This window comes from Streptomyces sp. NPDC001515, from assembly GCF_053597115.1.
Map to the genome: position 1 here is coordinate 20241 of NZ_JBSFHN010000001.1, position 24826 is coordinate 45066.

A 24826-nucleotide genomic window follows, 5' to 3' on the forward strand; every position below is an offset into this window, starting at 1 on the left:
CGAGTGCTAATCATTGGGCTTAGCACTCTCCAGGTGAGAGTGACAGAATTTGGACCGGGCCGGTGAGGCCCGCAGGTCCGGTGGGGCAAGGAACCACCGGCACGCAGGCCGTCCGTCGCGGGCGCCACTCGGTCCGGAGCAATCCACCCCTGTCCGGGAGGACCACTTCACATGGCCAAGATCATCGCGTTCGACGAGGAGGCCCGGCGCGGTCTCGAGCGCGGCATGAACCAGCTCGCCGACGCCGTCAAGGTCACCCTTGGCCCCAAGGGTCGCAACGTCGTCCTCGAGAAGAAGTGGGGCGCCCCCACGATCACCAACGATGGTGTCTCCATCGCCAAGGAGATCGAGCTGGAGGACCCGTACGAGAAGATCGGTGCGGAGCTGGTCAAGGAGGTCGCCAAGAAGACGGACGACGTCGCCGGCGACGGTACGACCACCGCCACCGTTCTCGCCCAGGCGCTCGTCCGCGAGGGTCTGCGCAACGTGGCCGCGGGTGCGAACCCGATGGCTCTCAAGCGGGGCATCGAGAAGGCCGTCGAGGCCGTCTCCGCCGCCCTCCTGGAGCAGGCCAAGGACGTGGAGACCAAGGAGCAGATCGCTTCGACCGCCTCCATCTCCGCCGCCGACACCCAGATCGGCGAGCTCATCGCCGAGGCCATGGACAAGGTCGGCAAGGAAGGCGTCATCACCGTCGAGGAGTCCCAGACCTTCGGTCTGGAGCTGGAGCTCACCGAGGGTATGCGCTTCGACAAGGGCTACATCTCGGCGTACTTCGCCACCGACATGGAGCGCATGGAGTCGTCCCTGGACGACCCGTACATCCTGATCGTCAACTCCAAGGTCAGCAACGTGAAGGACCTCCTTCCGCTGCTGGAGAAGGTCATGCAGTCCGGCAAGCCGCTGCTGATCATCGCCGAGGACGTCGAGGGCGAGGCCCTGTCGACCCTGGTCGTCAACAAGATCCGTGGCACCTTCAAGTCCGTCGCCGTCAAGGCCCCGGGCTTCGGTGACCGCCGCAAGGCCATGCTCGGCGACATCGCCATCCTCACCGGTGGCACCGTCATCTCCGAGGAGGTCGGCCTCAAGCTGGAGAACGCCGGTCTCGACCTGCTCGGCCGCGCCCGCAAGGTCGTCATCACCAAGGACGAGACGACGATCGTCGACGGCGCCGGTGACAGCGACCAGGTCCAGGGCCGCGTCAACCAGATCCGTGCCGAGATCGAGAACTCCGACTCGGACTACGACCGCGAGAAGCTCCAGGAGCGTCTGGCGAAGCTGGCCGGCGGCGTGGCCGTCATCAAGGCCGGTGCCGCCACCGAGGTCGAGCTGAAGGAGCGCAAGCACCGCATCGAGGACGCGGTGCGCAACGCCAAGGCCGCCGTCGAGGAGGGCATCGTCGCCGGTGGTGGCGTGGCTCTGCTCCAGGCCTCGGCCGTCTTCGAGAAGCTGGAGCTCTCGGGTGACGAGGCGACCGGCGCCAACGCCGTCAAGCTGGCGCTGGAGGCCCCGCTGAAGCAGATCGCCGTCAACGGTGGTCTCGAGGGCGGCGTCGTCGTCGAAAAGGTGCGCAACCTGGCCGTCGGCCACGGTCTGAACGCCGCGACCGGCGAGTACGTCGACATGATCGCCGAGGGCATTCTCGACCCGGCGAAGGTCACGCGCTCCGCCCTGCAGAACGCCGCGTCCATCGCCGCGCTCTTCCTCACCACCGAGGCCGTCATCGCCGACAAGCCGGAGAAGGCCGCTGCCGCGGGCGCCCCGGGCGGCATGCCGGGCGGTGACATGGACTTCTGATCCCACCAGGGATCGGCAGCTCCTGCACGGCTGTGACGACAGACGGGCACCGGCCCCCGGGGATCACTCCCCGGGGGCCGGTGCCGTCGTGCGTGGCGGAGCCCACGGACACGGCCGGGCACCTCCGGACACGGCCGGATGACCTACGGGCACAGGGGGAGACCATGGTGGCGTTCCACGCGTCGGCGCTGGAGGGGCTCGCGCGCAACCCCGCGCTTCCCCTGCCCCTGCTGCTGCGCGTGCTGGCCTTCGACGACCGGGGCGGTGGACCGCCCCGCCAGGCGCTGCGGCGGCCCGGACTCCCCGGGCCGGCCGTCGCCGTGATCCTGGCCCACCCGGACCCGCGTGTGCGGTCAGGGTTCGCCGGGAGCGACGGCGCGACGCCCGCGCAGCGGGCCCGGCTCGTGGCCGACCCCTCCCCGAAGGTGCGGGCGGCCCTCGCGTACGGGCCCGAGTACCCCGACCCCCGGACGACGGTCGCCCCGCTCCCGGACGAGGTGTGCGCCCGCCTGGCGGACGACGCCGACCCCTCCGTGCGCGCGGCGCTGCTCGAATCGCCGTATCTGACACCGACGTTCGTGGCCTCCCTGGCCGCGCACCCCGCACCGGAGGCCCGCCGGACCGCGGTGCGCGCGTGGACGCTGCTGACGCCGGGGGAACGGGCGGCGCTGGCCGCCGATCCGGATTCCGGCGTACGGCGGGCCGCCGCGCTGTGGCGGTGCCGGGCGGACGCCCGGATCACGGCCGCACTCCTGGACGACTCGGCATCGGCGGCCGAGGCCCGGCGCCGGGGCCTGCTCGACCGCGCCCTGGCCGAACGCTGCCTCGCCGAGGGCGCGCACCTGGCCGCCCTCGCGGCGAACCCCTCGCTGCCCGCCGACCTCGTGGACCGGCTCGCCCACGATCCCGACGAGGCGGTCCGCGTCGAGGTCTCCGTGCGGCCCGAACTGGACGAGGCGCGGCGCGCGGCGATCGACATCACGGTCCCGGACCTCGACCGGCGCGGTGTGGAGTGGGTGGAGGACGGGATCGACCAACCGGACGTGCTGCACCGGGCCGCCACCTCCGCCCACCCGCTGCTCCGCCGGGCCGCCGCGCGCAGCCCCCATCTTCCGCCCGACCTGCTGCGGCTCCTCGCCCGCGACGGCGACCCCGTCGTGGACGCCAACCTGGCCCGAAACCATCCGGACACGCCCGAGGACGTCCTGATGCGGGTGTACGCGCGGCTCGGCGGAACGTTCTCCGCATGGATGGCCGAGACCCACCCCCGCTTCCCCCGCGCGGGCCTGGCCGCGCGGTACGCCGACCACCCCGACGGAACCTATCGGCGGCTGGCCGTCCGCGACCCCGCCGCCACCCCCGCCCTGATCGAGCGGCTCAGCCACGACTCCGAGACATGGACGCGCCAGGCGGCGGCCAGTGACCCGCGCCTTCCGCTCCACCGCCTGTGCGAAGCGCTCCACGAACCGGATCTGGCCTCCAGCGCCGGCGCCAACCCCGCCCTCCCCGAGGCCGAGATGGCCGCCGTCCTGGACCGGGCGGGCGTACCGCTCGGGGCCGCGCCCGGCGAGGAGGCGGGGGCCGATGACGGTGAGGGGGGCGCGGGACGATCACGGTGACGGGGGCTGACCTGCCCGGTGACCGTCGCCCGGCCGGGCAGGAAATAAGGTCGCGTCTCCGGTGGGCCCGGTGGCAGGGTGCGGCGCATGACGCCTCCGTACGAGATTCGGGCCGACTACGACGCGCGGACGATCGTGGTCTACCAGGCGTACGCGCCCGCCGTCGCCGACGCGGCGCTGCGGGCGGGCCGGTTCGTGGAGCCGTTCTCGTTCCGGCGGATGACGTGGATCAAGCCGTCGTTCCTGTGGCTGATGCACCGGAGCAACTGGGCCCGGAAACCGGGGCAGGAGCGGGTGCTCGCGGTGCGGATCACGCGCGAGGGGTGGGAGGAGGCGCTGTCACGGGCCGTGCTGACGACGGGGGACCCGGCGGCGGTGGCCGACGCGCCGGTCCACGTGCAGTGGGACCCGGAACGGTCGCCGCGCGGGGCGGCGCTGAACCACTACAGCATCCAGGTCGGCATCGGTCGCCATCTGATTCGTACGTACGCCGAGGACTGGACCGTCGGTCTCACTGACCTGACCCCGCAGGTCCGCAAGGCCGCAGAGCTGATCCGGGCCGGCCAGGCGGCCAGGGCGCGGCGGCTGTTCCCGGTGGAGCGGGTCTACCCGGTGCCGGACGCGTTGCGCGGGGTCGTCGTTCCGGGCGGATGACGGGGAAGTCCCGCACCCGGACGGGGGAGTTGGTGAGGCGGCGGGTGACGCGGCCGCGCTCACAGGCGCTGGCGTCGCTTCTTCCGGGCCGCCGGGGGTGACCGGCGCACCAGCCCCTCCCGTACGGCGTTCATCCGCTCCCGTACGAGCCGCGCGGGCACGGCGCCCGCCGGGCCGCCGCTCGGGATGTCGGCGTCCACGTCGCCGCGGCACGCCCCGCAGAGCCCGCCGCGAAGGGCTTCGGGGCTGCCGGGGGCGCGGCACTCGCCGCATTCCAGGGCCCGCAGGAGGACGGTGGGGCGGGAGGGGGCGGTGCGGGCGGGCGGGAGCTTGTCGCGGAGGCGAGCGGCGACGAGGTGGAAGGCGCTGTGGACGGGGACGGGCAGGCCCTGGGTGAGCGCGTTCAGGATCTCGGCCTCGGTGGCGCCCCGCTCGAACCATTCGGTCACGCGCGGCTCCAGTGCCGCACAGTGCGCGGAGGACAGCGTGAGGGTGGGAGCGGTGCGGCCGAGTGCGGCCAGCAGGACGAACGCCCGGGAGCGGGTGGGGCGTTGGGGGGTTTCCGGGGGGACGTCGCCCTGGGCGAACGCGGTCCACCACGCGTCATCGCGTGCCGTACGGGAGAAGAACGTACGCGTCACCCACAGGAGCACGCCGTCCGCCTCGACGCACTCGCGGCCCCGCCGCAGATGCCCGGCCTCCTGGAGCCGGTTCAGCGTCGTGCGCAGCGCGCACTGGCCGTACGGCAGCACCTTGGCGAGCGTCTTCACGGAGATGTCGGCCCCGTCGCACAGCCCGTCGATATAGGCGGCGACGGCCGCGTCGCGCGGGCGGAGATGGGCGAAGTCACGGCCGGTGGACCGGAGTTGGCCGGGGGCGGAGTGCTTGCCGTAGCCGGGGTTCGCCATTGGGTGGCGTTCCGGGACGTGCGGGTGGGAGCCGGGCGGGGTCTCCTGCGCGGAGCCGGGCGTGGGGTCCTGCGCGGGGCCGGGCGGCGCGTCTTGCGCGGAGCCGGGCGGTGCGTCCTGCGCGGAGCCGGGCGGGGAGAAGGGGGCAGCACTAAACTCGTCGATAGCCATGAGATCGCTCGATTCGATCAGAACTGGTCAGGCCCCTGCTCGGTGTTTCTGCACCGGTGGGGGCCGTCTTGGTCGAGGCTGACGCTAGAGCGAGATTACGGCAGGTTGCAAGCCGATCGCGGAAAGTCAACCCCCTGGGTGGAGAACGCTCTTCGGGCCGGGCGAGGGCCGTCGGCCACCGGGGGAGGGCGGGAGGGTGGGCACAGGCCCTCCACCCATTCCTCGGAAAGAGCGCCCGTATCTCGCGGCTTGAGCTTCGGACCCTGGCGTACCGAACGCGCCGCCGCGGTGGCCCCTACCGCCTGCGGCCACCCGTGAACGAGGTGACGATCCACACCACCAGGAGCACGAGGAAGACGATGACGATGAGCGTCGGAATGACGGTTCCCATGGCGTGATCCCCCGGGATGCGTAGGCGTGTCGGGCTCAATAAGCCTGTGACGGAAGGGCCTTGAGGGTATGGGGTGACTCGGCCGTGGGGCCATGGCCGAGATGCATCCTGCATCGGATCTTCACCGAAGACGCGTGACGGGTACGGGCCGCAGGGGGAAGGGGCCCGTACCCGTCAGCGGGGGCAACGACCGACGTCAGCAGGTGATGGTGCGCGTGTAGTTACCGATGATGCCGTGGTAGTAGAACATCTTGCTGGTGCCCTTCGACATCACGTAACACGGGCTGTCCGGGGCCAGCGAGACGTCGACCTTCACGGAGACCGTGTAGCCGCACTTGTTCGAGAGCAGCACGTCGAAGCCGTCGGTCGTCTGCGTGACCATGCGGCCGACACAGGACGGTGCCAGCGTCGCCGCCATGGCCGGGGTCGCCGTGACGATCATGGATCCGCCGAGGACGGCTGCGGTCAGAGCGGCCTGCGCGGCTCTCCGGGACATACGCATCGCATTACTCCTAGGTGAGTGCTTGCTCGCAACAAGCGGAACGCTAAGCTGACCAGCGCATATTCTGCGTACAGCGCGCGTACAACGAGGCGTTGGCTCGCGCGGTGAGCCGATGCCCTGCGGTGGGGTGATGGGGAATGCGTTTCGCTCTTCTCGGTTCACTGGCGGCCTACCGCGGTGACATGCGCGTGGAGTTGGGCTCCGTCAAACAGCGACTAGTTCTGGCCACTCTGCTGAGTCGTCCCTCCGAGGCCGTGCCCGCGGCCGTTCTGGACGCGGCGCTGTGGGGAGAGGACCCGCCGCCCTCGGCCGCCGCCAACCGGCGTACGTACGTGAGGGGGCTGCGCAGCGTCCTGGGCGAGGGCCTGGTGCGCGCCCCCGGCGGCTATCTGCTCCTGGTCGGAGCGGGGCAGCGGGACATCGACCTCTTCGACCAGGCCGCCGCGCACGGCAGACGGGCCCTGGCCCAGGGGGACACCGCGCTCGCCTGCCAGGAGCTGAACCTCGCCCTGGAGCTGTGGCGCGGCCCGGTCCTCGACGGACTGCCGGTCCCGGACGTCCTGACCCGCTGGGCGGCCCGGCTGGAGGAGCGCCGCTGCCACGCCGAGGAGGACTTCGCGGCGGCCCTGCTCGCCGAGGACCGCTGTGCGGAGGTGGTCCGCCGCATGCGGGACCTCGTCGAAGCCCATCCGCTGCGGCAGCGGGCCTGGGCCCGGCTGATGCTCGGCCTGCACCGCACCGGCGACCTCTCCGGTGCGCTGGAGGCATACCGCCGGGCGCGCGACGAACTGGTCCGCGAGACGGGCCTCGAACCGGGCCCGGAGCTCAGACGCCTCCACGAGGACATCCTCCGGCAGCGGGGCGGACCGGAGCCCACGGAGTCGCCACAGGCCGGGCAGGCGCGGGGGGTCCCGGAGGGCCTGGGGGGCCCGGAGTCCGCGCAGACCTCGTTGGCCCCGCAGAAAACCCCTTCCTCGGGCACGCCACCGCCCTCGGAACCACCGCCCCCCTCGCAAGCACCACGCCTCTCGGAAGCACCACCCCCCTCCGAAACGCCGTCCGTCGTCCCCCGGCAACTGCCGCCCGTCACCCCCGACTTCGTCGGCCGGGGCGCGGAGCTCTCCGCGCTCGACGCCTGTCTGGCTGCGGGGCCGCCCGACCGCCCGCCCACCGCGACGATCATCGCCGTGACGGGCATGGCAGGGGTCGGGAAGACCACGCTCGTGCTGCACTGGGCGCACCGGATCGCGGACCGCTTCCCCGACGGGCAGCTCCACGTGAACCTGCGCGGGTACGACGAGGAGGGCGCCCTGTCCGCCGCCGACGCGCTCCAGGGGTTCATCGAGGCGCTGGGCGTACCGCAGTCCCGGATTCCGGCCGGGGAGGAGGCCAGGTCGGGGCTGTTCCGGAGCCTGCTGGCCGCGCGGCGGATGCTCGTCGTCCTGGACAACGCGCGGGACTCCGCGCACGTACGGCCGCTGCTGCCCGGCGCCGGGCACAGCGCGGTCGTGGTCACCAGCCGCGAGCGGCTGGGCGGGCTGGTGGCGGGGGAGGGGGCGCGGCCGGTCGGTCTGGGCGTGCTGACGGAGGCGGAGTCCATCGGGGTCCTGGTCCGGCACCTCGGGAACCGGGTGGCGGCCGAGCCGGCGGCCGCGGCGGAGATCGTGGCGGCGACCGGGCGGCTGCCGCTGGCCCTCGCGGTGGTCGCCGGGCGCGTGGCGGGCCATCCGGCGTTCCCCCTGCACGCCTTTGCCGCCGAACTGCGGCCCGCCGGGGCGGTGTTGGACGCGCTGGAGGACGCCGACGCGCGGTGGGCGATGACCTGGTCGTGCCGCGCCCTCACCGACGACGGGGCCCGGCTGTTCCGGCTGCTCGGGCTGCATCCCGGGCCGGAGCTGACCCCGGGCGCGGCGGCCGCGCTGGCGGGCGGCCCGGAACGGGACGTACGGTCGCTGCTGCGGGAGCTGACCCGGCTGCATCTGCTGACGGAGCAGACGCCGGGGCGGTACGTCTTCCACGACCTGGTGCGGGCGCACGCCGCCGAACTCGCCCGTACGCGGGAGACGCGCGAGGAGCGCAACGCCGCCCGCGAACGGCTCTACGACCACCTGCTGCACCGGGCCCACCGCGCGGCCGTCCTCGTACAGCCGCAGTGGAACGCCATCACCCCCGTACCGAGGCTCGGGCACGCCGACGGGGACCAGGCGCGGGAGGCCGATGCCGACGCCGATGCCGCGCTGGCCTGGTTCGCCGCCGAACTCCAGGTGCTGCTGCGGGCGGCGGCCCAGGCGGCGCGGCACGGATTCGAGACGTACTGCTGGCAGCTCGCCTGGGCGATCACCGCCTACCTCGCCCCGCACGGGCTGTGGCAGGACCAGCGCACGGTGCAGGAGACCGCGCTCGCCGCCGCCGAACGGGCGGGCGACCCGGCAGGCCAGGCCATGGCCTGCCGCCTCCTGGCCCGCGCCAACTCCCGCCTCGGCGGCGCCGACGCGGCCGAGGCGCAGCTGCGCCGGGCCCTCGACCTCTACACCGCACTCGACGACACCGCCGGCCGGGCCCAGACCCTCCACAACTACGTCGAACTCTGCTTCATGGGCGGCCGCCCGGCCGAGGCCCTGCGCCACGGCAACGAAGCCCTCCGCCTCCACCGCCTCTCCGGCAACCGCGACGGCGAGGCCCGCACCCTCAACGCCATCGGCTGGCTCCACGCCTCCGAGGGCGACTACGCCCGCGCCATCGTGAGCTGCACGCAGGCCCTCGCCCACCAGCGCCGTACCGGCGACCACAACGGCCAGGCCGCCACCCTCGACAGCCTCGGCTACGCCTACCACCGCCTCGCCCACTACGACCGCGCCCTCGCCAGCTACGACGAGGCCCTCACCCTCTTCCGCGCCACCGCCGACCGCTACCACGAGGCCGAAACCCTCGTCCGCCTCGGCGAGACCTACGAAGCCACCGGCCGCACCCCCGAAGCCCGGCAGGCGTGGCACGCCGCCGCCACCCTCTTCGACGCCCTCCACGACCGGGAGGCCGACGCCGTACGGGAACGGCTGGCGCGGGTCCGGGACGTCTGACTCCCGGCCCGTGCCGTTGTGCTCACCGCCTGAGCAGTTCGGCAAGCAGCGCCGCCGTCGCCTCGTCCGCCGGCAGGAACGCCTCCAGGCGCAGTTCGGCGACCGTGACATCCGTGGCGGTGCCGAAGTGCGTGAGCGTCGTGACGAGGGTGAGTTCCCTGGTGTCGACCGGATCGGGGGTGCGCAGCCGCAGCGGTACGGCGAAGCCGAGGTGGTGCGGTGCCGCGCGCGGCCGGGGCGGCACCAGCTCGGTGAGTTCGTCGGCCAGACGCCGGAGCCGGTCGTCCGGGTTGCGTATGCTCTCGGCCCGTACGTGGTCGATGACGTGCCAGGCCCAGGTGTCGAGGTTGACGATCCGGGGGGCGAGGCCCTGCGGATGCAGGAGCACCCGCGGGACGTTCACCGGGGGCGCGAGCAGGTGCGGGGCGGCGCCGGCGGTGAGGGCGTCGAACGCGGCGTTGGCCGAGACGAGGTCGCCGTACCGGTCCACCGCGACGGCGGGGTAGGGCAGATGGCCGCGCAGGATCTGTTCGAGGGCGGTACGGATCGGTGCGAGCCGGGGGTCGTCCAGCGGGGTCTGCGGGTAGACCGGCGCGAACCCGGCGGTGAGAAGCAGGTCGTTGCGCTCGCGGATCGGCACCTCCAGGGACTCCGCCAGCCGGATGATCATCGCGCGGCCCGGAACGGACCGTCCGCTCTCGATGAAACTGACGTGCCGCTGTGTCGTACCGGCCCGTACGGCGAGTTCCAACTGGCTGACGCGGCGCCGGACGCGCCACTGCCGCAACGCTCCCGCGAGTCCGGCCCCCGCCGATTCACTGATCACCCCTCCTGTGTAGCCGGGCCGGGTGTCCGTGCGCGATTCCCTGCGGGGAATTGCCGGTGGCCGAGGGACGCAAGCAGGGTCGGTGCCGCACACACCGGACACTGCGCAAGCGCCGACGAGGAGCCCCCTCCATGACCGACACCGACACCGACACCGACACCCACGAGCTGGCCGAACGCTACGTCGCCGTATGGAACGAACCCGACGCGGAGCGCCGCCGCGCCGCCGTGCGCGCGCTGTGGGCGGCCGACGCGGTCCATCTGCTCCAGCCGCCCCAGGAGATGCGCCGGAGCGCTCACGCGCTGGGCTTCGACCGTCTCGTCCTGGAGGCGCGCGGGCATCGGGCCCTGGACTTCCGGGTGACGCGGGCGCACGAGGAGTTCGTCGCGCCGGGCACGTACGTCTTCAGGTCGCGCGGCGACGCCGACCGGCTCGACGACGTCGTCAAGTTCACCTGGGAGATGGTGGCCCGCGACGGCGGCGGGGTCGTCGGCGCCGGGCTGGAGATCCTGGTGCTGGGCCCCGACGGCCGTATCGTCCGCGATCACCAGTTCATCGAGGGATGACCACGGCTCACGCGGCCCTCGCAGCACTCGTACGCCGAGGCCGCCGCCCTGCCCTGCGCCGCCGTCACGGCCTGGAACGCCCTCACCGGCGACGGCCGGGGCATCCGGCCCGGACAGACCGTCCTCGTCACCGGCTCCGGCGGCGTGTCCCTCTTCGCGGCGCAGTCCGCCAGGGCCCTGGGGGCGTACGTGATCGCCACCACCGGCCGACCGGAGAAGGAAGGCCCCCTCCGCGCCCTGGGCGCCGACGAGGTCATCAACTACCGCACCACCCCCGACTGGCCCGACCACGCGCGCGCCTTCACCGCCGGACGCGGAGTCGACCGCGTCGTCCACACCGCCGGACCGCTGGAGCAATCCCTCACCTCCCTGACCGTCGACGGCCACCTTGCCCTGGTCGGCTCCGTCACCGGCGACTGGCCACCCCTGGACCCCCGCCTCCTCTTCGCCGGCGCCGCCACCGTCCGCGCCCTCGCCGTCGGTAGCCGGGCCCAGTTCCTCGCCATGAACGACCTCATCACCGCCCACCGCCTCCGCCCGGTCCTCGACCGGACCTTCCCCTTCGAAGAGGCCGTCGCCGCGTACCGGCACTACGAATCGGCCGGCCCGTTCGGCAAGGTCGTCATCGAGATCGGGCCGTAGGGTGCGCCGCCCGAGCGCACGAAGCCAGCGGTCCCGGACGCCGCGACGGACGGGATCAGCCGCCGTCCCCGTCACCTCGCATACGTGCCAACTCCGCCTCCCCCAGCGGCGGATCGAACCCCTCCGGGAACAACAGCATCTTCGGCTGCGGCTCCATGTTCTCCAACCCGTGCTCCTGGCACTCCAGCGCGATGAGGTGTGCCCCATCCCCACACATCCCGCGCCCATAGGCCCGCCCATGCGTCCGGCAGACGTACCCGAACACCCAGCAGTCGTCACCCTCCCCGGGTTCGTAGAACGCCGGATCGCGCACGATCACGGTCACCGGCTCCTGCGGGTCCAAGGGCGGAATGGGCCGGGGGTCACGCCAGACGAGCCGGTCGGGAAGCATGCGGCCAGTGTGCACGGGGGTCGGGGGCCCGGTGCACACACCGCCCGTACGGTCTCCGCGCTACGCGGCGCCGCGTCCGCAGCCGCATCATGGGCGGCACGCGAAGCGATCCTGTGCGGGTGGCCCGTGGGGTACCAAATTCGTGGAAGAGGACCTTCCGCGTTGGTCAGTGGCTACTGTCCACGAGATGACGCATCTAAGGAACATACGGACGCGACGCATGGCAGTGGCGCTGGCCGCTGCGGCAGCCGCAGTGGTACTCGGCGTGGGCGGGGCGATGGCGGCAGCGGACGACGACGGCGGATCGTCCGGCCCGACTCCCGTGCCCACGGAGACCTCCGACACGGGAGGCGCCGTCGGCGGCGGCGACAGTGGCGGCGTGGACAGCGGCGGCGGAGACAGCGGCTCCGTCAGCGGTTCGGGCGGCACCGACGGCGGTGGTTCCGTCGGTGCCGATACGGGTGGAGGGGGCGATCCCGAGTCCCCGTCCCCGACGGACGTGCCCACGTCTCAGCCCACGACCCCCGCAACCCTGGACGAACTGGCGGAACGCATCGACGGCCTGGAGAAGAAGGTGGACCAGCTGCCCACCAAGAAGGAGCTGGCCGATGCGCTCCGGGCCTTCGCGGACACCCTGGATCAGCAGGACTCATCCGGCGGAACCCCCTCCCCGACCCCCGCGCCGTGACCCGGTGACACCGCTCGCATAAGACCGGTCCCCACGGGACCCGACCGTTCCCAGACATGATCAAGGGCCGGTTTCGGATGCCTCCGAAACCGGCCCTTGACGGCGGCGGCGCGGTGTCTCAGGTGCGTCCACGGCGAATCACCCCGGCACGCCGTGTCACGGAGCGCCCAAGGGTTTCGCCCCGCGCGGGAGGTCACGGCTCCACCGATGAGTTCTCCGCTTCCGGACGGTCTGATCAGCGCCCCAACCGTTCCCGACAGGAGACTCCCATGTCCACCATCCAGCCCGTGATCGTGACCGCTCATCTCGACCTCATGCGCGACTTCTACACCCAGCTCTTCGGCGCCGAACAGATCTTCCGCGTGCCCGAGAAGGGCCCCGTCTTCTACCTCGGCCTCCGCATCGGCGACACCGACCTCGGGCTCGTCTCCCCCAAGGAGGACCTCGCCCTCGACGGTGCCGCACCGCGCGTCCTGCTCAGCATCGCCGTGGACGACGTCGACGAGACCGTCGGCCGCGTGGAGGCCCTGGGCGGTACGGTCGGCGGCGCCCCGAACGACATGCCCTGGGGCCAGCGCGTCGCCCACATCAAGGACCCCGACGGGAACGCGGTGAACCTCACCCAGCCGGTGGGGTGAGGGGTGGGCAGGGGAGCTCATGGGAGGAGGGTCATACGGAGACCGTCGGCGTCGTGCCAGTGCCCTTCCGGGCGCCGGTGCTTTCGATGATCTCGGTGAAGTCGAGCTCACCGGCGTCCATGGCGTCGAAGCCCTCCTGCCGCAGCTGACGCTTGAGGGCATCCGCACGGTGAAGCACGGACACCGCGCCGGGATGCGTGTGCTTCAGTGTTGTGACGAACGCCGACCAGGCCCCTGTCCGGAAGACCAGTTCCGGTCCGTCGGTCACCTTGGAGTCGCGGACGGGGACGATGTCGGGGTTGCCGTCGCGGACTTCGAGGCAGTCGCCGCCGCTCGGTCCGCTGTAGGTGGACTTGCGCCAGGTGCCCATCTCGACGCAGTTGCCGCCGTCGCCGCCGCTGTACGAGGACTTGTGCCAAGTGGCCTTGGACAGGTCGAAGTCATAGCTGTTCAGCTTCATGTTCGTAATCCTCCGCCACCGATTCGATCAAGGCCGGGGATGCAATGGGCGACATAGCGCTGGCCATGACCAGATCGTAGGTCCTTTCGTACTCGCGGACGGTGGCCGGATCGTCCTCCAACTTGCCGATGCCCAGGTCGTCCACGTAGGCGAGCGGAGGTGCGTCCGAGAAGGACATCAGCTTGAGGGCGCCGGTGAGCGCGGCATGGGCGCCTTCGGAGAACGGCAGCACCTGAGCGACGATCCGGTGTTCACGGATCAGCCCGGCGACGTGGCGGAGTGCTTCCGCCATCACCCTCGGTCCTGCCACGGCCCGGCGCAGCACGGCCTCGTCCCGGACGACCCACAACAGCGGTGCTGTTGGATCCGAGAGGATCTGGGCGCGTTCCAGTCGGGCCGCCACTAGTTCGTCAATGGCGTGTTCCGTAGCCATGGGTTGGTATGCGCGGAACACCGCCCGCGCATACGCCTCCGTCTGCAACAACCCCGGAATGAGCTGCGGCGCGTACTCCTTGATCTCGGTCGCCCGCGCCTCCGCCTCGGCCGCCTCCGCGAAGTGATCCGGGTACTTCGACTTCTTCAGCGCCCGGCAGTTCCGTACGAAGAAGCCGTCCGCGCCTAACAGTTCGTCGAACTTCACCGCCTGGTCCATCTGCATGCGGCGCACGCCGGATTCCAGTTGGCCGATGAAGGAGCCGCTGACGAAGAGCGGGGCGTCGAGTTCGGCCTGGGAGAGGCCGGCGGCCTCGCGGTGGTGGCGGAGTTCGCCGCCGAGGAGGGCGCGAGGGGAGGAGGCGGGGTCGAGTTTCCTGGGACCCGGCATGACAACTCCTGGTGGCACACGTGCGGTTGTTGGAGCCGTAGTCCTTCCAGGCTATCGAGGAAATGGCCACGCTGGGTATGCGTTGGAACTACTCAGAGTGGAAGGAATGGATCATGACGACTACGGAGCGGCGCAAAGCGGTGTCAGGCACGGTGCGGACGGCGGAGGAGCTGGTGGCGCGGTTGAAGGGCGGGTTCGCGGGGGTCGGGGTCGTGCTGCCGTCCCTGCGGGTGGACCCCGTCTCGTACGCCGTCGAGGAGCCCGTGCCCCTGGTCGACCTGGGGCGCTGCAACCTCGACACGGCGCTGCGGCTGAGTGAGGCGCTGGAAGGGCTGGGGAGGTCCGGTCGTGACGTGTGAACCGGGTGAGGCGGGGGCCGAGGGGGCCGAGGCGGTGGTGCCGGAGCCGGGGGCGTACGTGGTGGACGTCCGGGACGGGCGGATCGGGCGGGTGATGGGGCACGTGGGGCCGGATGTGCAGCTACGGCCGCCCGGGGGCGGGGCCGAGTGGGACTGTCCGCCGGACTGCGTGCGGCCGGCCTCGCGGGGGATGGTGCTGAGAGCGCGGGTGACGGAGGTCAACCGGGAGGGGCAGCTGCCGCGTTGAGGGGTGCGGGCGGTGTGTCGGCAGGTACGCAACCGCCCGCAAGTGATGCAAGCACGGGCCGTTGTTACGCAAGAACATGATGGACTGGCGCATTAGTGCGTCAGGGACATGGAATCTTCTGGCATGGGCCTTGTGGGTGGCGTCGCGCGCGCCCTACTGTCGCTCGTCACCACCCCTCCCCTCGCAGAGAGACGGGCCCCGCCATGCCACGAAGACCCCGCCGGACACGCGGTACGGGGCTGTACGCCTCCGCCGTCGCCGCCCTGACCGCCGCCGCCCTCGGGGCGGGCGTGCTCGCCGCCGCACCGGCCGGGGCGCGGCCCACCGCAACGGCGGCCGGGCCCGTCGTCACCCGGGCCGCGCTCGATCCCGCGCTCGTCGCGGGCCGGGGCGCGAAGGTACCGTTCGTGGAGCAGGAGGCGGAGAACGCGGCCACCACCGGGACCGTCATCGGCCCCGACCGCACCGCCTACACGCTGCCGTCGGAGGCGTCCGGGCGCCGGGCGGTGCGGCTGGAGCCGGGGCAGCACGTGGAGTTCACGCTGCCCGCCGCCGCCAACGCGATCACCGTGCGCTACAGCGTCCCGGACGCGCCGGGAGGCGGCGGGATCACCGCACCGCTGGACGTCGCGGTGAACGGGGCCAAGCGCTCCACGATGACGCTGACCTCGCAGTACTCCTGGCTGTACAACCAGTACCCGTTCTCCAACGACCCGGGCGCCGGGCTGCTCCACCCCGACTGGTGGATCACCGAATGCTCCTGCGTACCCGCCGCCACGACCCCCGCGCCGGAGATCGCGAAGCCCTTCCGGCCCTCCCACTTCTACGACGAGCGGCGGCTGCTCCTGGGTCGTACGTACCGGGCGGGCGACACCGTGCGGCTCACCGTCCCCGCCGGGGCCCGGGGCGGCGTGTCCACCGTCGTGGACCTGCTGGACTCCGAACGCGTCGGCGCGCCGCACGTCGAACTCCTCGCCGCCAACGTCCTCGCCTTCGGCGCCGACCCGACCGGGCGGCGCGACGCGGCCGGGGCGATCGAGAAGGCCATCGCCTTCGCCCGCCGCGCCCACCTCACGGTCTACATCCCGCCGGGCACGTACCGCGTCGACCGCCACATCGTCGTCGACGACGTCACGATCACCGGAGCGGGCAACTGGTACACGAAGATCAAGGGCCGCGAGGTCGCCCTCGACCGACCGGCCGCCGACGGGTCCGTCCACACCGGGGTCGGGTTCTACGGGAAGCCCGCCGCCGAGGGCGGCAGCCGCAACGTCCACCTCTCCGGCTTCGCCATCGAGGGCGATGTCCGCGAACGCGTCGACACCGACCAGGTCAACGCCATCGGCGGCGCCATGAGCGATTCGACCCTCACCGGACTCCACATCAGCCACACCAAGGTCGGCATGTGGTTCGACGGGCCGATGACCAACCTGCGGATCAGCGACAGCGTGATCGTCGACCAGATCGCCGACGCCATCAACTTCCACACCGGCGTGACCGATTCACGGGTGACGAACACGTTCGTCCGCAACTCCGGCGACGACGGACTGGCCATGTGGTCCGAGAAGACCGCGAACGCGCGCAACACCTTCGACCACAACACCGTCCAGACGCCCGTCCTCGCCAACGGCATCGCGATCTACGGCGGCACCGACACCACCGTCTCGCACAACCTCGTCGCCGACCCCGTCCGCGAGGGCAGTGCCCTGCACCTCGGTGCCCGCTTCGGCGCGGAACCGTTCGCGGGGCGGATCGACCTCACCGACAACACGGCCGTCCGCGCCGGTACGTACGAACTGAACTGGAACATCGGCCTCGGCGCCCTCTGGGTCTTCGCCCTCGACCGCACCATCGACGCCGACATCCGCGTCACCGGCGACCACTACCTCGACAGCACCTACAACGCGATCATGCTGGTCTCCGACTGGGCCGTGAAGGACCAGTACGAGATCAAGGGCCTCCGCTTCAAGGACATCCGCGTCGACGGCACCGGCACCTCCGTGCTCAGCGCCCGCGCCGCCGGCGCCGCGAGTTTCGAGAACGTGGACGCCCGCCACGTCGGCGCCGTCGGCGTCAACAACTGCGGCTCCTTCCACTTCCCCGCCACCGGCTCCGAGTTCACCCTCACCGACCTCGGCGGCAACGGCGGCGACTGGCTCGCCCCCTGGCTCCTCCCCAACACGATCACCTGCGCCGACCGCCCGGAGGTGACCCCGCCACCCGCCCCGGGGGCCTGGTGATCGTCCGCACCTGGCGTCTGCCCCGGGGGTCCGCCCCGGGCCCGGTGATCGCCCGCGTCCGCCGATGCGCCGTACTCCCGGCATCCGCTTGCTCCCCGTGGCACGATGCCACCGTGAGCAGCAGAACCGATCCCGCACAGCACCTGAGCGACCTCGCGCGGCTGCGCCGGGTCAAGGACCGGATCGACCGGGAGTACGCGCAGCCGCTCGACGTGGAGGCGCTGGCCCGGGGGGTGCACATGTCGGCCGGGCATCTGAGCCGGGAGTTCCGGCGGGCTTACGGCGAGCCGCCGTACGGCTATCTCATGACGCGGCGCATCGAGCGGGCCATGGCCCTGCTGCGGCGGGGGGACCTGAGCGTCACCGAGGTGTGCTTCGAGGTCGGGTGCGCGTCGCTGGGCACGTTCAGCACCCGGTTCACGGAGCTGGTCGGGGTGTCGCCCGGTGTCTACAAGAAGGAGGCCGACGACAGCCGCGCCGGCCTCCCGTCCTGTGTCGAGAAGCAGGTCTCGCGACCGGTCAGGAATCGAGAAGCGCCCTCCCGGAACCCGGATTAGCGTGACGGACATGGACATCAACATTCACTCCACGTTCCTCCCGCACGACGACCCGGACGCCTCGGTGGCCTTCTACCGCGACGTTCTCGGCTTCGAGGTGCGCAACGACGTCGGGCAGGGCACCATGCGCTGGATCACGGTCGGACCGGTCGGCCGGCCCGAGACGTCGATCGTGCTGGAGCCGCCGTACGCCGACCCGTCCGTCTCCGACGAGGAGCGCGCCACCATCACCGGGATGATGGCCAAGGGCACCTTCGCCCGGGTGCTGCTCGCCACCGACGATCTGGACGCCGCCTTCGAGAAGGCGCAGTCCGGCACCGCCGAGATCGTCCAGGAACCGGCCGACCAGCCGTGGGGCGTCCGCGATTTCGCGCTCCGTGACCCGGCGGGCAACCTGATCCGCGTCCAGGCGCGCTGAAACACCGGGCCGGACCCCACCGGCCGTTCGCGACACCGACGGGGCCGCGGGGGCGGCCCCGCCCACGGATGGAGACTCATGACCAGGGCCACGAGCACGCAGACCCCGGCAGCCGCCGCGCACGCGGGTGACAGCCACGATCTGATCCGGGTGCACGGCGCACGGGTGAACAACCTCAAGGACGTCAGCGTCGACATCCCCAAGCGCCGGCTGACGGTGTTCACCGGGGTCTCCGGCTCCGGGAAGAGCTCCCTGGTCTTCGGCACGATCGCCGCCGAGTCCCAGCGGTTGATCAACGAGACGTATCCCGCGTTCGTGCAGGGCTTCATGCCGACCCTGGCCCGCCCGGACGTGGACGTGCTCGAAGGGATCACCACCGCCATCAGCGTCGACCAGCAGCGCATGGGCTCCGACCCGCGCTCCACGGTCGGCACCGCGACCGACGCCCACGCGATGCTGCGGATCCTCTTCAGCCGGCTCGGCTCACCGCACATCGGCCCGCCCAGCGCGTACTCCTTCAACACCGCGTCCGTGCGCGCGGCCGGTGCGATCACCGTCGAGCGTGGCAGCAAGAAGACGGTGAAGGCGACGTTCAACCGGACCGGCGGCATGTGCACGCGGTGCGAGGGGCGCGGCAAGGTCTCCGACATCGACCTCACCCAGTTGTACGACGACTCCAAGTCGCTTTCGGAGGGCGCGTTCACGATCCCCGGCTGGAAGTCGGACAGCCAGTGGACCGTTCAGGTGTACGCGCAGTCCGGTTTCGTCGACCCGGACAAGCCGATCGCGAAGTACACCAAGAAGGAAATCCAGGCCTTCCTTTACGGGGAGCCGGTCAAGGTCAAGGTGAACGGTGTCAACCTCACCTACGAGGGACTGATCCCGAAGATCCAGAAGTCCTTCCTGTCCAAGGACAAGGAGGCGATGCAGCCGCACATCCGGGCGTTCGTGGAGCGCGCTGTCACGTTCACGGTCTGCCCGGAGTGCGACGGCACCCGCCTCAGCGAGGGGGCCCGCTCCTCCAAGATCAAGGGGGTCTCGATCGCCGACGCCTGCGCCATGGAGATCCGGGACCTGGCCGCATGGGTCGCCGGGCTCGACGAGCCGTCCGTGGGACCGCTGCTCGACGCGCTGCGCCAGACGCTCGACTCGTTCGTGGAGATCGGCCTCGGCTATCTCTCGCTCGACCGGGCCGCGGGCACGCTCTCCGGCGGCGAGGCGCAGCGCGTCAAGATGATCCGCCATCTGGGTTCCTCGCTGACGGACGTCACGTACGTGTTCGACGAGCCGACGATCGGCATGCACCCGCACGACATCGAGCGCATGAACAAGCTGCTGCTGCGGCTGCGCGACAAGGGCAACACCGTGCTCGTGGTCGAGCACAAGCCGGAGACCATCGCGATCGCGGACCATGTGGTGGACCTGGGGCCGGGCGCCGGTACGAGCGGAGGCACGGTCTGCTTCGAGGGCACCGTGGAGGGGCTGAGGGCCGGGGACACCATCACCGGCCGGCACTTCGACGACCGTTCCACCGTCAAGGACACCGTCCGCGAGGCGACCGGGGCGCTGGAGATCCGCGGCGCGTCCGCGAACAACCTGCGCGACGTCGACGTGGACATCCCGCTCGGCGTCCTCACCGTCATCACGGGCGTCGCCGGTTCCGGCAAGAGCTCCCTCGTCCACGGCTCGATCCCGCAGGACGAGGGCGTCGTCTCGGTCGACCAGAGCCCGATCCGCGGTTCCCGGCGCAGCAACCCGGCGACGTACACCGGCCTCCTCGACCCGATCCGGAAGGCCTTCGCGAAGGAGAACGGGGTCAAGCCCGCCCTGTTCTCCGCCAACTCCGAGGGCGCCTGCCCCACCTGCAACGGGGCCGGGGTCATCTACATGGACCTGGCGATGATGGCCGGGGTCTCCACCCCGTGCGAGGACTGCGAGGGCAAGCGGTTCGAGCCCTCCGTACTGGAGTACAAGCTCGGCGGGCGCGACATCAGCGACGTCCTCGCCATGTCCGTGGCCGAGGCCGAGGAGTTCTTCGGCGCGGGCGACGCGAAGCTTCCCGCCGCCCACCGCATCCTGGAACGCCTGGCCGACGTCGGCCTCGGTTATGTGAAGCTCGGCCAGCCGCTCACCACGCTCTCCGGCGGCGAACGCCAGCGCCTCAAGCTCGCCACCCACATGGGGGAGAAGGCCGGCATCTACCTCCTGGACGAGCCCACCACCGGCCTCCACCTCGCGGACGTCGAGCAGCTCCTGGGCCTCCTCGACCGCCTCGTCGACTCCGGCAAGTCCGTCATCGTCGTCGAACACCACCAGGCCGTCATGGCCCACGCCGACTGGATCATCGACCTGGGCCCCGGCGCCGGCCACGACGGCGGCACGATCGTCTTCGAGGGCACCCCGGCCGACCTGGTGAAGAGCCGCGCGACGCTTACGGGGGAGCATCTGGCGGCGTACGTGGGGGCGTGAGACGGCGAGGGCCCCCTCGTTAGCCTGTGGGCATGACAAGCATGAGTGCGGATGTGCCCACAGGCGCCGGTGCCGAGAGCGATGCCGAACTGGCCGTACGCGCCGCCCTCGCCGGTGCCGCCGTGGTCCGGGAGATGTACGGCACCGCGCTGCGGAGGATCGACAAGTCCGGCGGCGACTTCGCGACGAGCGCCGACCTCGCGGCGGAGCGGGCGATCCTCGATGTGCTGCGGGCGGCCCGGCCGGACGACGCGGTGACGGGGGAGGAGGGCGGTGCCACCGGGGCGGCGGGGGCGCGGCGGCGGTGGCTCGTCGATCCGCTGTGCGGGACGCTCAACTACGCGGTGCGGAACATGCTGGTCGCGGTGAACGTGGCGCTGCGGGTGGGCGGCACGACCACCGTCGCCGCGTCCGCCGACCCGTTCAACGACGAGGTGTTCTGGACCGACGGCGTACGGGCCCGGGTCCGCAGGGACGGGGTGGACGAGGAGCTGTCGCCCTCGCCGTCCTCCGCGCTCGTCGACGTCAACCTCGACCCGCCGTTCCCGCACGCCCCGGAGTTCCGCGCCGTGGACCTCCTGGCCGCCCCCGGCTTCGCCGCACGCTTCCGTCCCCGTGTCGTCTCCAGCACCCTGGCCGTCGCCTGGGTCGCCGCCGGCCGCCGTGCCGCGTACGTCACCGACGGCGGCACCGGGCTGCGCGAGAGCGTCCACTTCGCCGCCGGGATCGCGCTGTGCGAGGCCGCCGGCTGCGTCGTCACCGGCATCGACGGCGGCCCCGTCCACACCGGCGCGGGCGGACTGATCGCGGCGGCCGACCTTGAGACGCACGCGGCGCTGCTGGCCCTGGCGGGGACGGCCACGCCGGATGCCGTTCCGGTCGAGGGCTCTGTTCCGGCGGTGGGTGGTGCCGTTCCGGCGGTGGGCTCTGTTCCGGCGGTGGGTGGTGCCGTTCCGGCGGTGGGCGCTGCTCCGGCGGTGGGTGCCGTTCCGGCGGAGGGCGCTGTTCCGGCGGTGGGCGCTGTTCCGGCCGAGGACGCGACCTCGTCCGTCCGCTGACCCCCGGCCCGTTCACCCTCCCGGAAGGCGGCCCCGCGTTGCCGGTCGTTCTCGTGCTGCTGCTCGCCGGCACCTGGCTGCTCTCGGGCGCCCTGGTCACCGGAACGGAACCGCTGACCGTCGCGGTGGGCCGTACGGCCGTGTGCTGCCTGGTCCTGACGGCCGTCGCCGCCTCGTCGGCGGCCGGCCGGGCGGACCTGCGACGGGTCGCGGCGCGACCGGGGAGCGTCTGGCTGCTGGGCCTGCTCGGCTTCGCCGGGTACGCGGCCGGCACGCTCCTGTCCATCGCCCGGGTCGGCACCTCGCTCGCCAACCTCGTCGTCGCCCTCCTGCCCTGTGCGTCGGTCGCCGTCGGCGCGCTGTTCTTCGGCGAACGGGCCGGGCCGCGCGGGACGGCGGGCGCGGCGCTGGCCTGCGCGGCGGGCGTCGGATACGCGGCGCTGGGGGTGGACGCGAGCGACGTGGACCTCGTGGGCCTGCTGCCGGTCGCCGCCGCCACCGTCGCGTTCGCCGTCTACGGCTTCCTCTACCGGCGACGCCTGCCGGAGCTGCCGCCCCTGGCCGTCCTGCCGGTGCTCCTGGGGGCCGCCACCTGTCTGCTCCTCCCGATCTCCCTGCCCGCCCTGATCGCGCACCCGCCCACCTGGGCGGCGGTGGGCGGCATCGTCCTGCTGGGCGGTGTGGTGTACGCCCCCGCCTACCTCGTCCAGCACCGGCTGATCCTCCTCCGGGGCCCCGTCTTCACCGCCGCCGTCCAACTGGCCGTCCCCTTCACCGTCCGCCTCGGCGACTGGGCCCTCCACACCGCCCCCGCCCCCTCCGCCCCCGAACTCCTCCTCCTGGCGGTCTGCTGCGCGGGCATCGCCCTCGTCACCCTCCGCCCGGCGCGGACGACGGAACCGGAACCGGAGCCGTCGGAACGGTGAGCCCCGGGCGGCGATCGGTGCGCGGCTCACACGATCGTGGGACGCTGGTCCGTGCGGCCCCGCGCCGCGCAACCGTCGATCTACGCAACCCCGACAGGCTTCAGACGAAGGGACCCGCGATGACCGCCGCGATGGTCGAGCACCAGCAGGACTCTGAAGGCCGCCCGTGGGACTACCTGCTTCATACCTGGCAGGAACTGGACGTGCCCGAGGGGTGGCGCGCCGAGATCGACGAAGGGCAGATCGTCTTGGTACCGCCGCCGCATGCGCATCACAACGGCATCACCGACAGGGTGCAGCGTTGCCTTTACAAGAACCTGCCCGATGAGCTGGGGATCTACCAGACTCTGGGCCTGCATGTGGCACCGCTCGACAAGCTGTACATTCCTGATCTCGTGGTCATGCCGGCCGCCCTGGTCAACGACACGGACCCCGAGGTGAACAACCCGATGGACGCCGCCGACGCGCTCCTCGTCGCTGAGATCACCTCCCAGGGCAACGCCCGCGACGACCGTACGAAGAAGTACCGCGCCTATGCCCGCGCGGGTGTGCCCGTGTATCTGCTGATCGACCGGTTCGACACTCGGGGCCCGATGTCCACGCTGTTCACGGAGCCCAACGAGGACGGCACGTACAAGCGCTCCGACGCGGTGCCGTTCGGCAAGCCGCTCGTGCTGCCGGGGCCCTTCGACGCCACGCTCGACACGGAGGCGTTCCCCCGCTGAGGACGGCACCGGGCCCGGGGCGGCGATCGCCGGAACGGAGAAACGGCGGCACCCCCCTGACCGGGGATGCCGCCGTTTCGGTGTGCGGGGTGTCCGACGCCGTCAGACGCCGGCGGGGGACTGTGCGGGGGTCGCCGCGGGGGTGTCCGGGGCGGGGTGGGGGCGGGTGTCGGACGGGGCTTCCTGGGAGACGTTGAACTCGGCCAGGAGGTCCTTGCTGAAGCCGAAGAAGTACGTGGCGAGGAAGCCCGCGAGGTAGCCGACGAGGAGGCCGCCCGCGTAGATGGCGATCGTGGCGCCGAGGCCGTGGTTGCCGTCCAGGAGGGGGAACAGGGCCCAGCCGGAGGGGCCGATGGCGGTGGAGCCGACCGCGTCGCCGAGCTGGTTGAAGAAGCCGATGAACGCACCGCCGAAGGCGCCGCCCACGCAGGCGGTGACGAAGGGGCGGCCCAGGGGCAGCGAGACACCGTAGATCAGGGGCTCACCGACGCCGAGGAAACCGGCGGGGAGGGCCGACTTGATGGTCCGGCGGATCGACTCGTTGCGCGGGAGGCGGAAGTAGACCGCGAGGGCCGCGCCGACCTGGCCCGCCCCGGCCATGGCCAGGATGGGGAGGAGCACCGTGTAGCCCTGCTGCTCGATCAGCGTGGTGTGGATCGGGATCAGCGCCTGGTGCAGGCCCAGCATGACCAGCGGGAGGAAGAAGCCGCCCAGGACCAGGCCCGCGCCGGCGCCGCCGTTGGACAGCAGCCAGTCGGCGAAGTCGCCGATCGCGGTGGATACCTCGCCCGCCACGTACATCAGGCCGAAGATCGTCACCAGGCCGGAGATCAGGACCGTCAGCGTCGGTGTGACCAGCACGTCCAGGGCCTCCGGCACCCAGCGCCGGCACCACTTCTCCACGTACACCGCGAGCACCGCGGCGCCCAGCGCGCCGAGGACGCCGCCCTGGCCGGGGGAGAGCTTCTGGCCGAACGCCTCGATGTTCGCGACGCCCGGGAAGACGATGATGGCCGCGACCGCGCCGCCGAGGATCGGCGTGCCGCCGAACTCCTTCGCCGTGTTGTAGCCGACGAAGACCGCGATCAGCGCCATGAAGCCGGAGGCCATCGCGGCGAGGGCCGGGGTGACGGAAGGCAGCCACTCCAGGTTGACCAGCAGCCCGTTGAGACCGGCGATGATGCCGCAGCCGATCAGGGCGGGGATCAGCGGCACGAAGATGTTGGCGATCCTGCGCAGGAACAGCTTGAACGGCGTGGCGTTCTTCGCCTTGCGGGCCGCCTTCATCGCGGCGCCCTGTGCGGCCAGCTCCTCCGCCGTGAGCGGGGCGGCGGGCTCGCCGCCCGCCGGGGCCGGGGCGGGCGCCTCGGCCTTCCCGTCCTCGACGAGCTTCTCGAACTCCGGGGTGACCCGGGCGACCGTGCCGGGGCCGAGCACGATCTGGTACGTGTCGTCCTCGACCACGCCCATCACGGCGGGGACCGCCTTCAGCGCCTCGTCCTGGACGAGCGAGCGGTCGTGCAGCCCGAGCCGGAGCCGGGTCATGCAGTGGGCGATGGAGCGGACGTTCGCGGCGCCACCGACGAGCGGAAGGATCGCGGCGGCGGTGGCGCGGTTCTTGTCTTCTGTAGCCATGGTGCGTGGTGCCTTGCTGTGCGGGAGGTGCGGAGGTGG

At 72.0% G+C, this 24826-nt stretch carries 22 protein-coding genes and 2 pseudogenes; 17 read left to right on the plus strand and 7 right to left on the minus strand.

Translation table 11 applies throughout. The annotated features are described in order from the left end of the window. Positions 1-171: 171 nt before the first annotated feature. The 3 genes from groL to ACWCXC_RS00100 all read left to right on the plus strand — a co-directional run bounded on the left by groL (position 172) and on the right by ACWCXC_RS00100 (position 4070). Positions 172-1797 (plus strand): chaperonin GroEL, encoded by a 1626-nt coding sequence (gene groL / locus ACWCXC_RS00090; RefSeq protein WP_383651048.1) that lies wholly within the window; start codon positions 172-174, stop codon positions 1795-1797. Between the two features lie 164 nt (positions 1798-1961). Then, the gene (locus ACWCXC_RS00095) at positions 1962-3416 is read left to right on the plus strand and encodes a Mucin-2 (protein WP_450885602.1); all 1455 of its coding nucleotides are present in this window, start codon (positions 1962-1964) and stop codon (positions 3414-3416) included. A gap of 87 nt (positions 3417-3503) precedes the next feature. Continuing rightward, positions 3504-4070: a DUF4291 domain-containing protein gene (locus ACWCXC_RS00100; protein WP_450885604.1), complete on the plus strand. Its 567-nt coding sequence runs from the start codon at positions 3504-3506 to the stop codon at positions 4068-4070. Positions 4071-4129: 59 nt separating this feature from the next. Here ACWCXC_RS00100 and ACWCXC_RS00105 read toward each other — a convergent pair whose 3' ends face one another. Then, a complete protein-coding gene (locus ACWCXC_RS00105) occupies positions 4130-4978 on the minus strand; it encodes a hypothetical protein (RefSeq protein ID WP_450885606.1) in 849 nt (282 codons plus the stop codon). Positions 4979-5736: 758 nt separating this feature from the next. Further along, positions 5737-6042: a beta-Ig-H3/fasciclin gene (locus tag ACWCXC_RS00110; protein ID WP_450682210.1), complete on the minus strand. Its 306-nt coding sequence runs from the start codon at positions 6040-6042 to the stop codon at positions 5737-5739. A gap of 137 nt (positions 6043-6179) precedes the next feature. Here ACWCXC_RS00110 and ACWCXC_RS00115 point away from each other — a divergent pair, with 137 nt between their 5' ends. Beyond that, positions 6180-9119, plus strand: coding sequence for an AfsR/SARP family transcriptional regulator (locus ACWCXC_RS00115; RefSeq protein ID WP_450885608.1), 2940 nt, complete (start codon positions 6180-6182; stop codon positions 9117-9119). A 22-nt stretch (positions 9120-9141) separates the two neighbouring features. On the opposite strand, the gene ACWCXC_RS00120 is transcribed toward ACWCXC_RS00115, so the two are convergent. Beyond that, positions 9142-9945 (minus strand): helix-turn-helix domain-containing protein, encoded by an 804-nt coding sequence (locus tag ACWCXC_RS00120; protein WP_450885610.1) that lies wholly within the window; start codon positions 9943-9945, stop codon positions 9142-9144. A gap of 131 nt (positions 9946-10076) precedes the next feature. On the opposite strand from ACWCXC_RS00120, the gene ACWCXC_RS00125 reads away from it, so the two are divergent. Further along, positions 10077-10511, plus strand: coding sequence for a hypothetical protein (locus ACWCXC_RS00125; protein WP_450885612.1), 435 nt, complete (start codon positions 10077-10079; stop codon positions 10509-10511). Positions 10512-10655: 144 nt separating this feature from the next. After that, on the plus strand, positions 10656-11153 hold the full coding sequence (locus tag ACWCXC_RS00130; protein ID WP_450885614.1) for a zinc-binding dehydrogenase: 498 nt from the start codon (positions 10656-10658) through the stop codon (positions 11151-11153). Positions 11154-11208: 55 nt separating this feature from the next. Here ACWCXC_RS00130 and ACWCXC_RS00135 read toward each other — a convergent pair whose 3' ends face one another. Then, entirely contained in the window at positions 11209-11544 is a 336-nt protein-coding gene (locus tag ACWCXC_RS00135; protein WP_450885616.1) for a hypothetical protein, read from the minus strand. Between the two features lie 220 nt (positions 11545-11764). Here ACWCXC_RS00135 and ACWCXC_RS00140 point away from each other — a divergent pair, with 220 nt between their 5' ends. Continuing rightward, entirely contained in the window at positions 11765-12232 is a 468-nt protein-coding gene (locus ACWCXC_RS00140; RefSeq protein WP_450885618.1) for a hypothetical protein, read from the plus strand. A 269-nt stretch (positions 12233-12501) separates the two neighbouring features. After that, the gene (locus ACWCXC_RS00145; protein ID WP_450885620.1) at positions 12502-12870 is read left to right on the plus strand and encodes a VOC family protein; all 369 of its coding nucleotides are present in this window, start codon (positions 12502-12504) and stop codon (positions 12868-12870) included. A gap of 199 nt (positions 12871-13069) precedes the next feature. Here the strand turns inward: ACWCXC_RS00145 and ACWCXC_RS00150 are convergent. After that, a pseudogene (locus tag ACWCXC_RS00150) lies at positions 13070-13330 on the minus strand (DUF397 domain-containing protein); the annotation flags it as partial. Continuing rightward, positions 13311-14153 carry a helix-turn-helix domain-containing protein gene (locus ACWCXC_RS00155; protein ID WP_450885622.1) on the minus strand — a complete coding sequence of 281 codons (843 nt, stop codon included), beginning with the start codon at positions 14151-14153 and terminating at the stop codon, positions 13311-13313. The gene ACWCXC_RS00155 and the pseudogene ACWCXC_RS00150, both read right to left, overlap by 20 nt. 113 nt (positions 14154-14266) lie before the next feature. Between ACWCXC_RS00155 and ACWCXC_RS00160 the strand changes: the two genes are divergently transcribed. From ACWCXC_RS00160 to ACWCXC_RS00200, 9 genes and pseudogenes are all read left to right on the plus strand, one after another. Beyond that, on the plus strand, positions 14267-14512 hold the full coding sequence (locus ACWCXC_RS00160; RefSeq protein ID WP_450885624.1) for a hypothetical protein: 246 nt from the start codon (positions 14267-14269) through the stop codon (positions 14510-14512). A gap of 37 nt (positions 14513-14549) precedes the next feature. After that, the gene (locus ACWCXC_RS00165) at positions 14550-14759 is read left to right on the plus strand and encodes a hypothetical protein (protein WP_450886368.1); all 210 of its coding nucleotides are present in this window, start codon (positions 14550-14552) and stop codon (positions 14757-14759) included. Positions 14760-14962: 203 nt separating this feature from the next. Then, complete coding sequence (locus ACWCXC_RS00170; RefSeq protein ID WP_450885626.1) at positions 14963-16999, plus strand: glycosyl hydrolase family 28-related protein; 2037 nt, start codon at positions 14963-14965, stop codon at positions 16997-16999. 113 nt (positions 17000-17112) lie between these two features. Further along, complete coding sequence (locus ACWCXC_RS00175) at positions 17113-17556, plus strand: helix-turn-helix transcriptional regulator (RefSeq protein WP_450682222.1); 444 nt, start codon at positions 17113-17115, stop codon at positions 17554-17556. 10 nt (positions 17557-17566) lie between these two features. Then, positions 17567-17974, plus strand: coding sequence for a VOC family protein (locus ACWCXC_RS00180; protein WP_450885628.1), 408 nt, complete (start codon positions 17567-17569; stop codon positions 17972-17974). A gap of 78 nt (positions 17975-18052) precedes the next feature. Next, on the plus strand, positions 18053-20443 hold the full coding sequence (locus ACWCXC_RS00185) for an ATP-binding cassette domain-containing protein (RefSeq protein ID WP_450885630.1): 2391 nt from the start codon (positions 18053-18055) through the stop codon (positions 20441-20443). Positions 20444-20484: 41 nt separating this feature from the next. Further along, positions 20485-21291: pseudogene (locus ACWCXC_RS00190) on the plus strand (inositol monophosphatase family protein); the annotation flags it as partial. A gap of 248 nt (positions 21292-21539) precedes the next feature. After that, positions 21540-22427, plus strand: coding sequence for a DMT family transporter (locus ACWCXC_RS00195; RefSeq protein WP_450682225.1), 888 nt, complete (start codon positions 21540-21542; stop codon positions 22425-22427). A gap of 119 nt (positions 22428-22546) precedes the next feature. Then, entirely contained in the window at positions 22547-23152 is a 606-nt protein-coding gene (locus ACWCXC_RS00200) for a Uma2 family endonuclease (RefSeq protein ID WP_450682226.1), read from the plus strand. A gap of 102 nt (positions 23153-23254) precedes the next feature. Here ACWCXC_RS00200 and ACWCXC_RS00205 read toward each other — a convergent pair whose 3' ends face one another. Then, the gene (locus tag ACWCXC_RS00205) at positions 23255-24787 is read right to left on the minus strand and encodes a PTS transporter subunit EIIC (protein WP_450682227.1); all 1533 of its coding nucleotides are present in this window, start codon (positions 24785-24787) and stop codon (positions 23255-23257) included. Positions 24788-24826 lie beyond the last annotated feature (39 nt).

Coding starts and splice junctions, on each gene's coding strand:
- ACWCXC_RS00110 (WP_450682210.1), bottom strand. CDS start 6,042: ATGCGTATGTCCCGGAGAGCCGCGCAGGCCGCTCTGACCGCAGCCGTC.
- ACWCXC_RS00140 (WP_450885618.1), top strand. CDS start 11,765: ATGGCAGTGGCGCTGGCCGCTGCGGCAGCCGCAGTGGTACTCGGCGTG.
- ACWCXC_RS00160 (WP_450885624.1), top strand. CDS start 14,267: ATGACGACTACGGAGCGGCGCAAAGCGGTGTCAGGCACGGTGCGGACG.
- ACWCXC_RS00145 (WP_450885620.1), top strand. CDS start 12,502: ATGTCCACCATCCAGCCCGTGATCGTGACCGCTCATCTCGACCTCATG.
- ACWCXC_RS00155 (WP_450885622.1), bottom strand. CDS start 14,153: ATGCCGGGTCCCAGGAAACTCGACCCCGCCTCCTCCCCTCGCGCCCTC.
- ACWCXC_RS00125 (WP_450885612.1), top strand. CDS start 10,077: ATGACCGACACCGACACCGACACCGACACCCACGAGCTGGCCGAACGC.
- ACWCXC_RS00180 (WP_450885628.1), top strand. CDS start 17,567: ATGGACATCAACATTCACTCCACGTTCCTCCCGCACGACGACCCGGAC.
- ACWCXC_RS00185 (WP_450885630.1), top strand. CDS start 18,053: ATGACCAGGGCCACGAGCACGCAGACCCCGGCAGCCGCCGCGCACGCG.
- ACWCXC_RS00205 (WP_450682227.1), bottom strand. CDS start 24,787: ATGGCTACAGAAGACAAGAACCGCGCCACCGCCGCCGCGATCCTTCCG.
- ACWCXC_RS00200 (WP_450682226.1), top strand. CDS start 22,547: ATGACCGCCGCGATGGTCGAGCACCAGCAGGACTCTGAAGGCCGCCCG.
- ACWCXC_RS00100 (WP_450885604.1), top strand. CDS start 3,504: ATGACGCCTCCGTACGAGATTCGGGCCGACTACGACGCGCGGACGATC.
- ACWCXC_RS00095 (WP_450885602.1), top strand. CDS start 1,962: ATGGTGGCGTTCCACGCGTCGGCGCTGGAGGGGCTCGCGCGCAACCCC.
- groL (WP_383651048.1), top strand. CDS start 172: ATGGCCAAGATCATCGCGTTCGACGAGGAGGCCCGGCGCGGTCTCGAG.
- ACWCXC_RS00135 (WP_450885616.1), bottom strand. CDS start 11,544: ATGCTTCCCGACCGGCTCGTCTGGCGTGACCCCCGGCCCATTCCGCCC.
- ACWCXC_RS00105 (WP_450885606.1), bottom strand. CDS start 4,978: ATGGCGAACCCCGGCTACGGCAAGCACTCCGCCCCCGGCCAACTCCGG.
- ACWCXC_RS00170 (WP_450885626.1), top strand. CDS start 14,963: ATGCCACGAAGACCCCGCCGGACACGCGGTACGGGGCTGTACGCCTCC.
- ACWCXC_RS00115 (WP_450885608.1), top strand. CDS start 6,180: ATGCGTTTCGCTCTTCTCGGTTCACTGGCGGCCTACCGCGGTGACATG.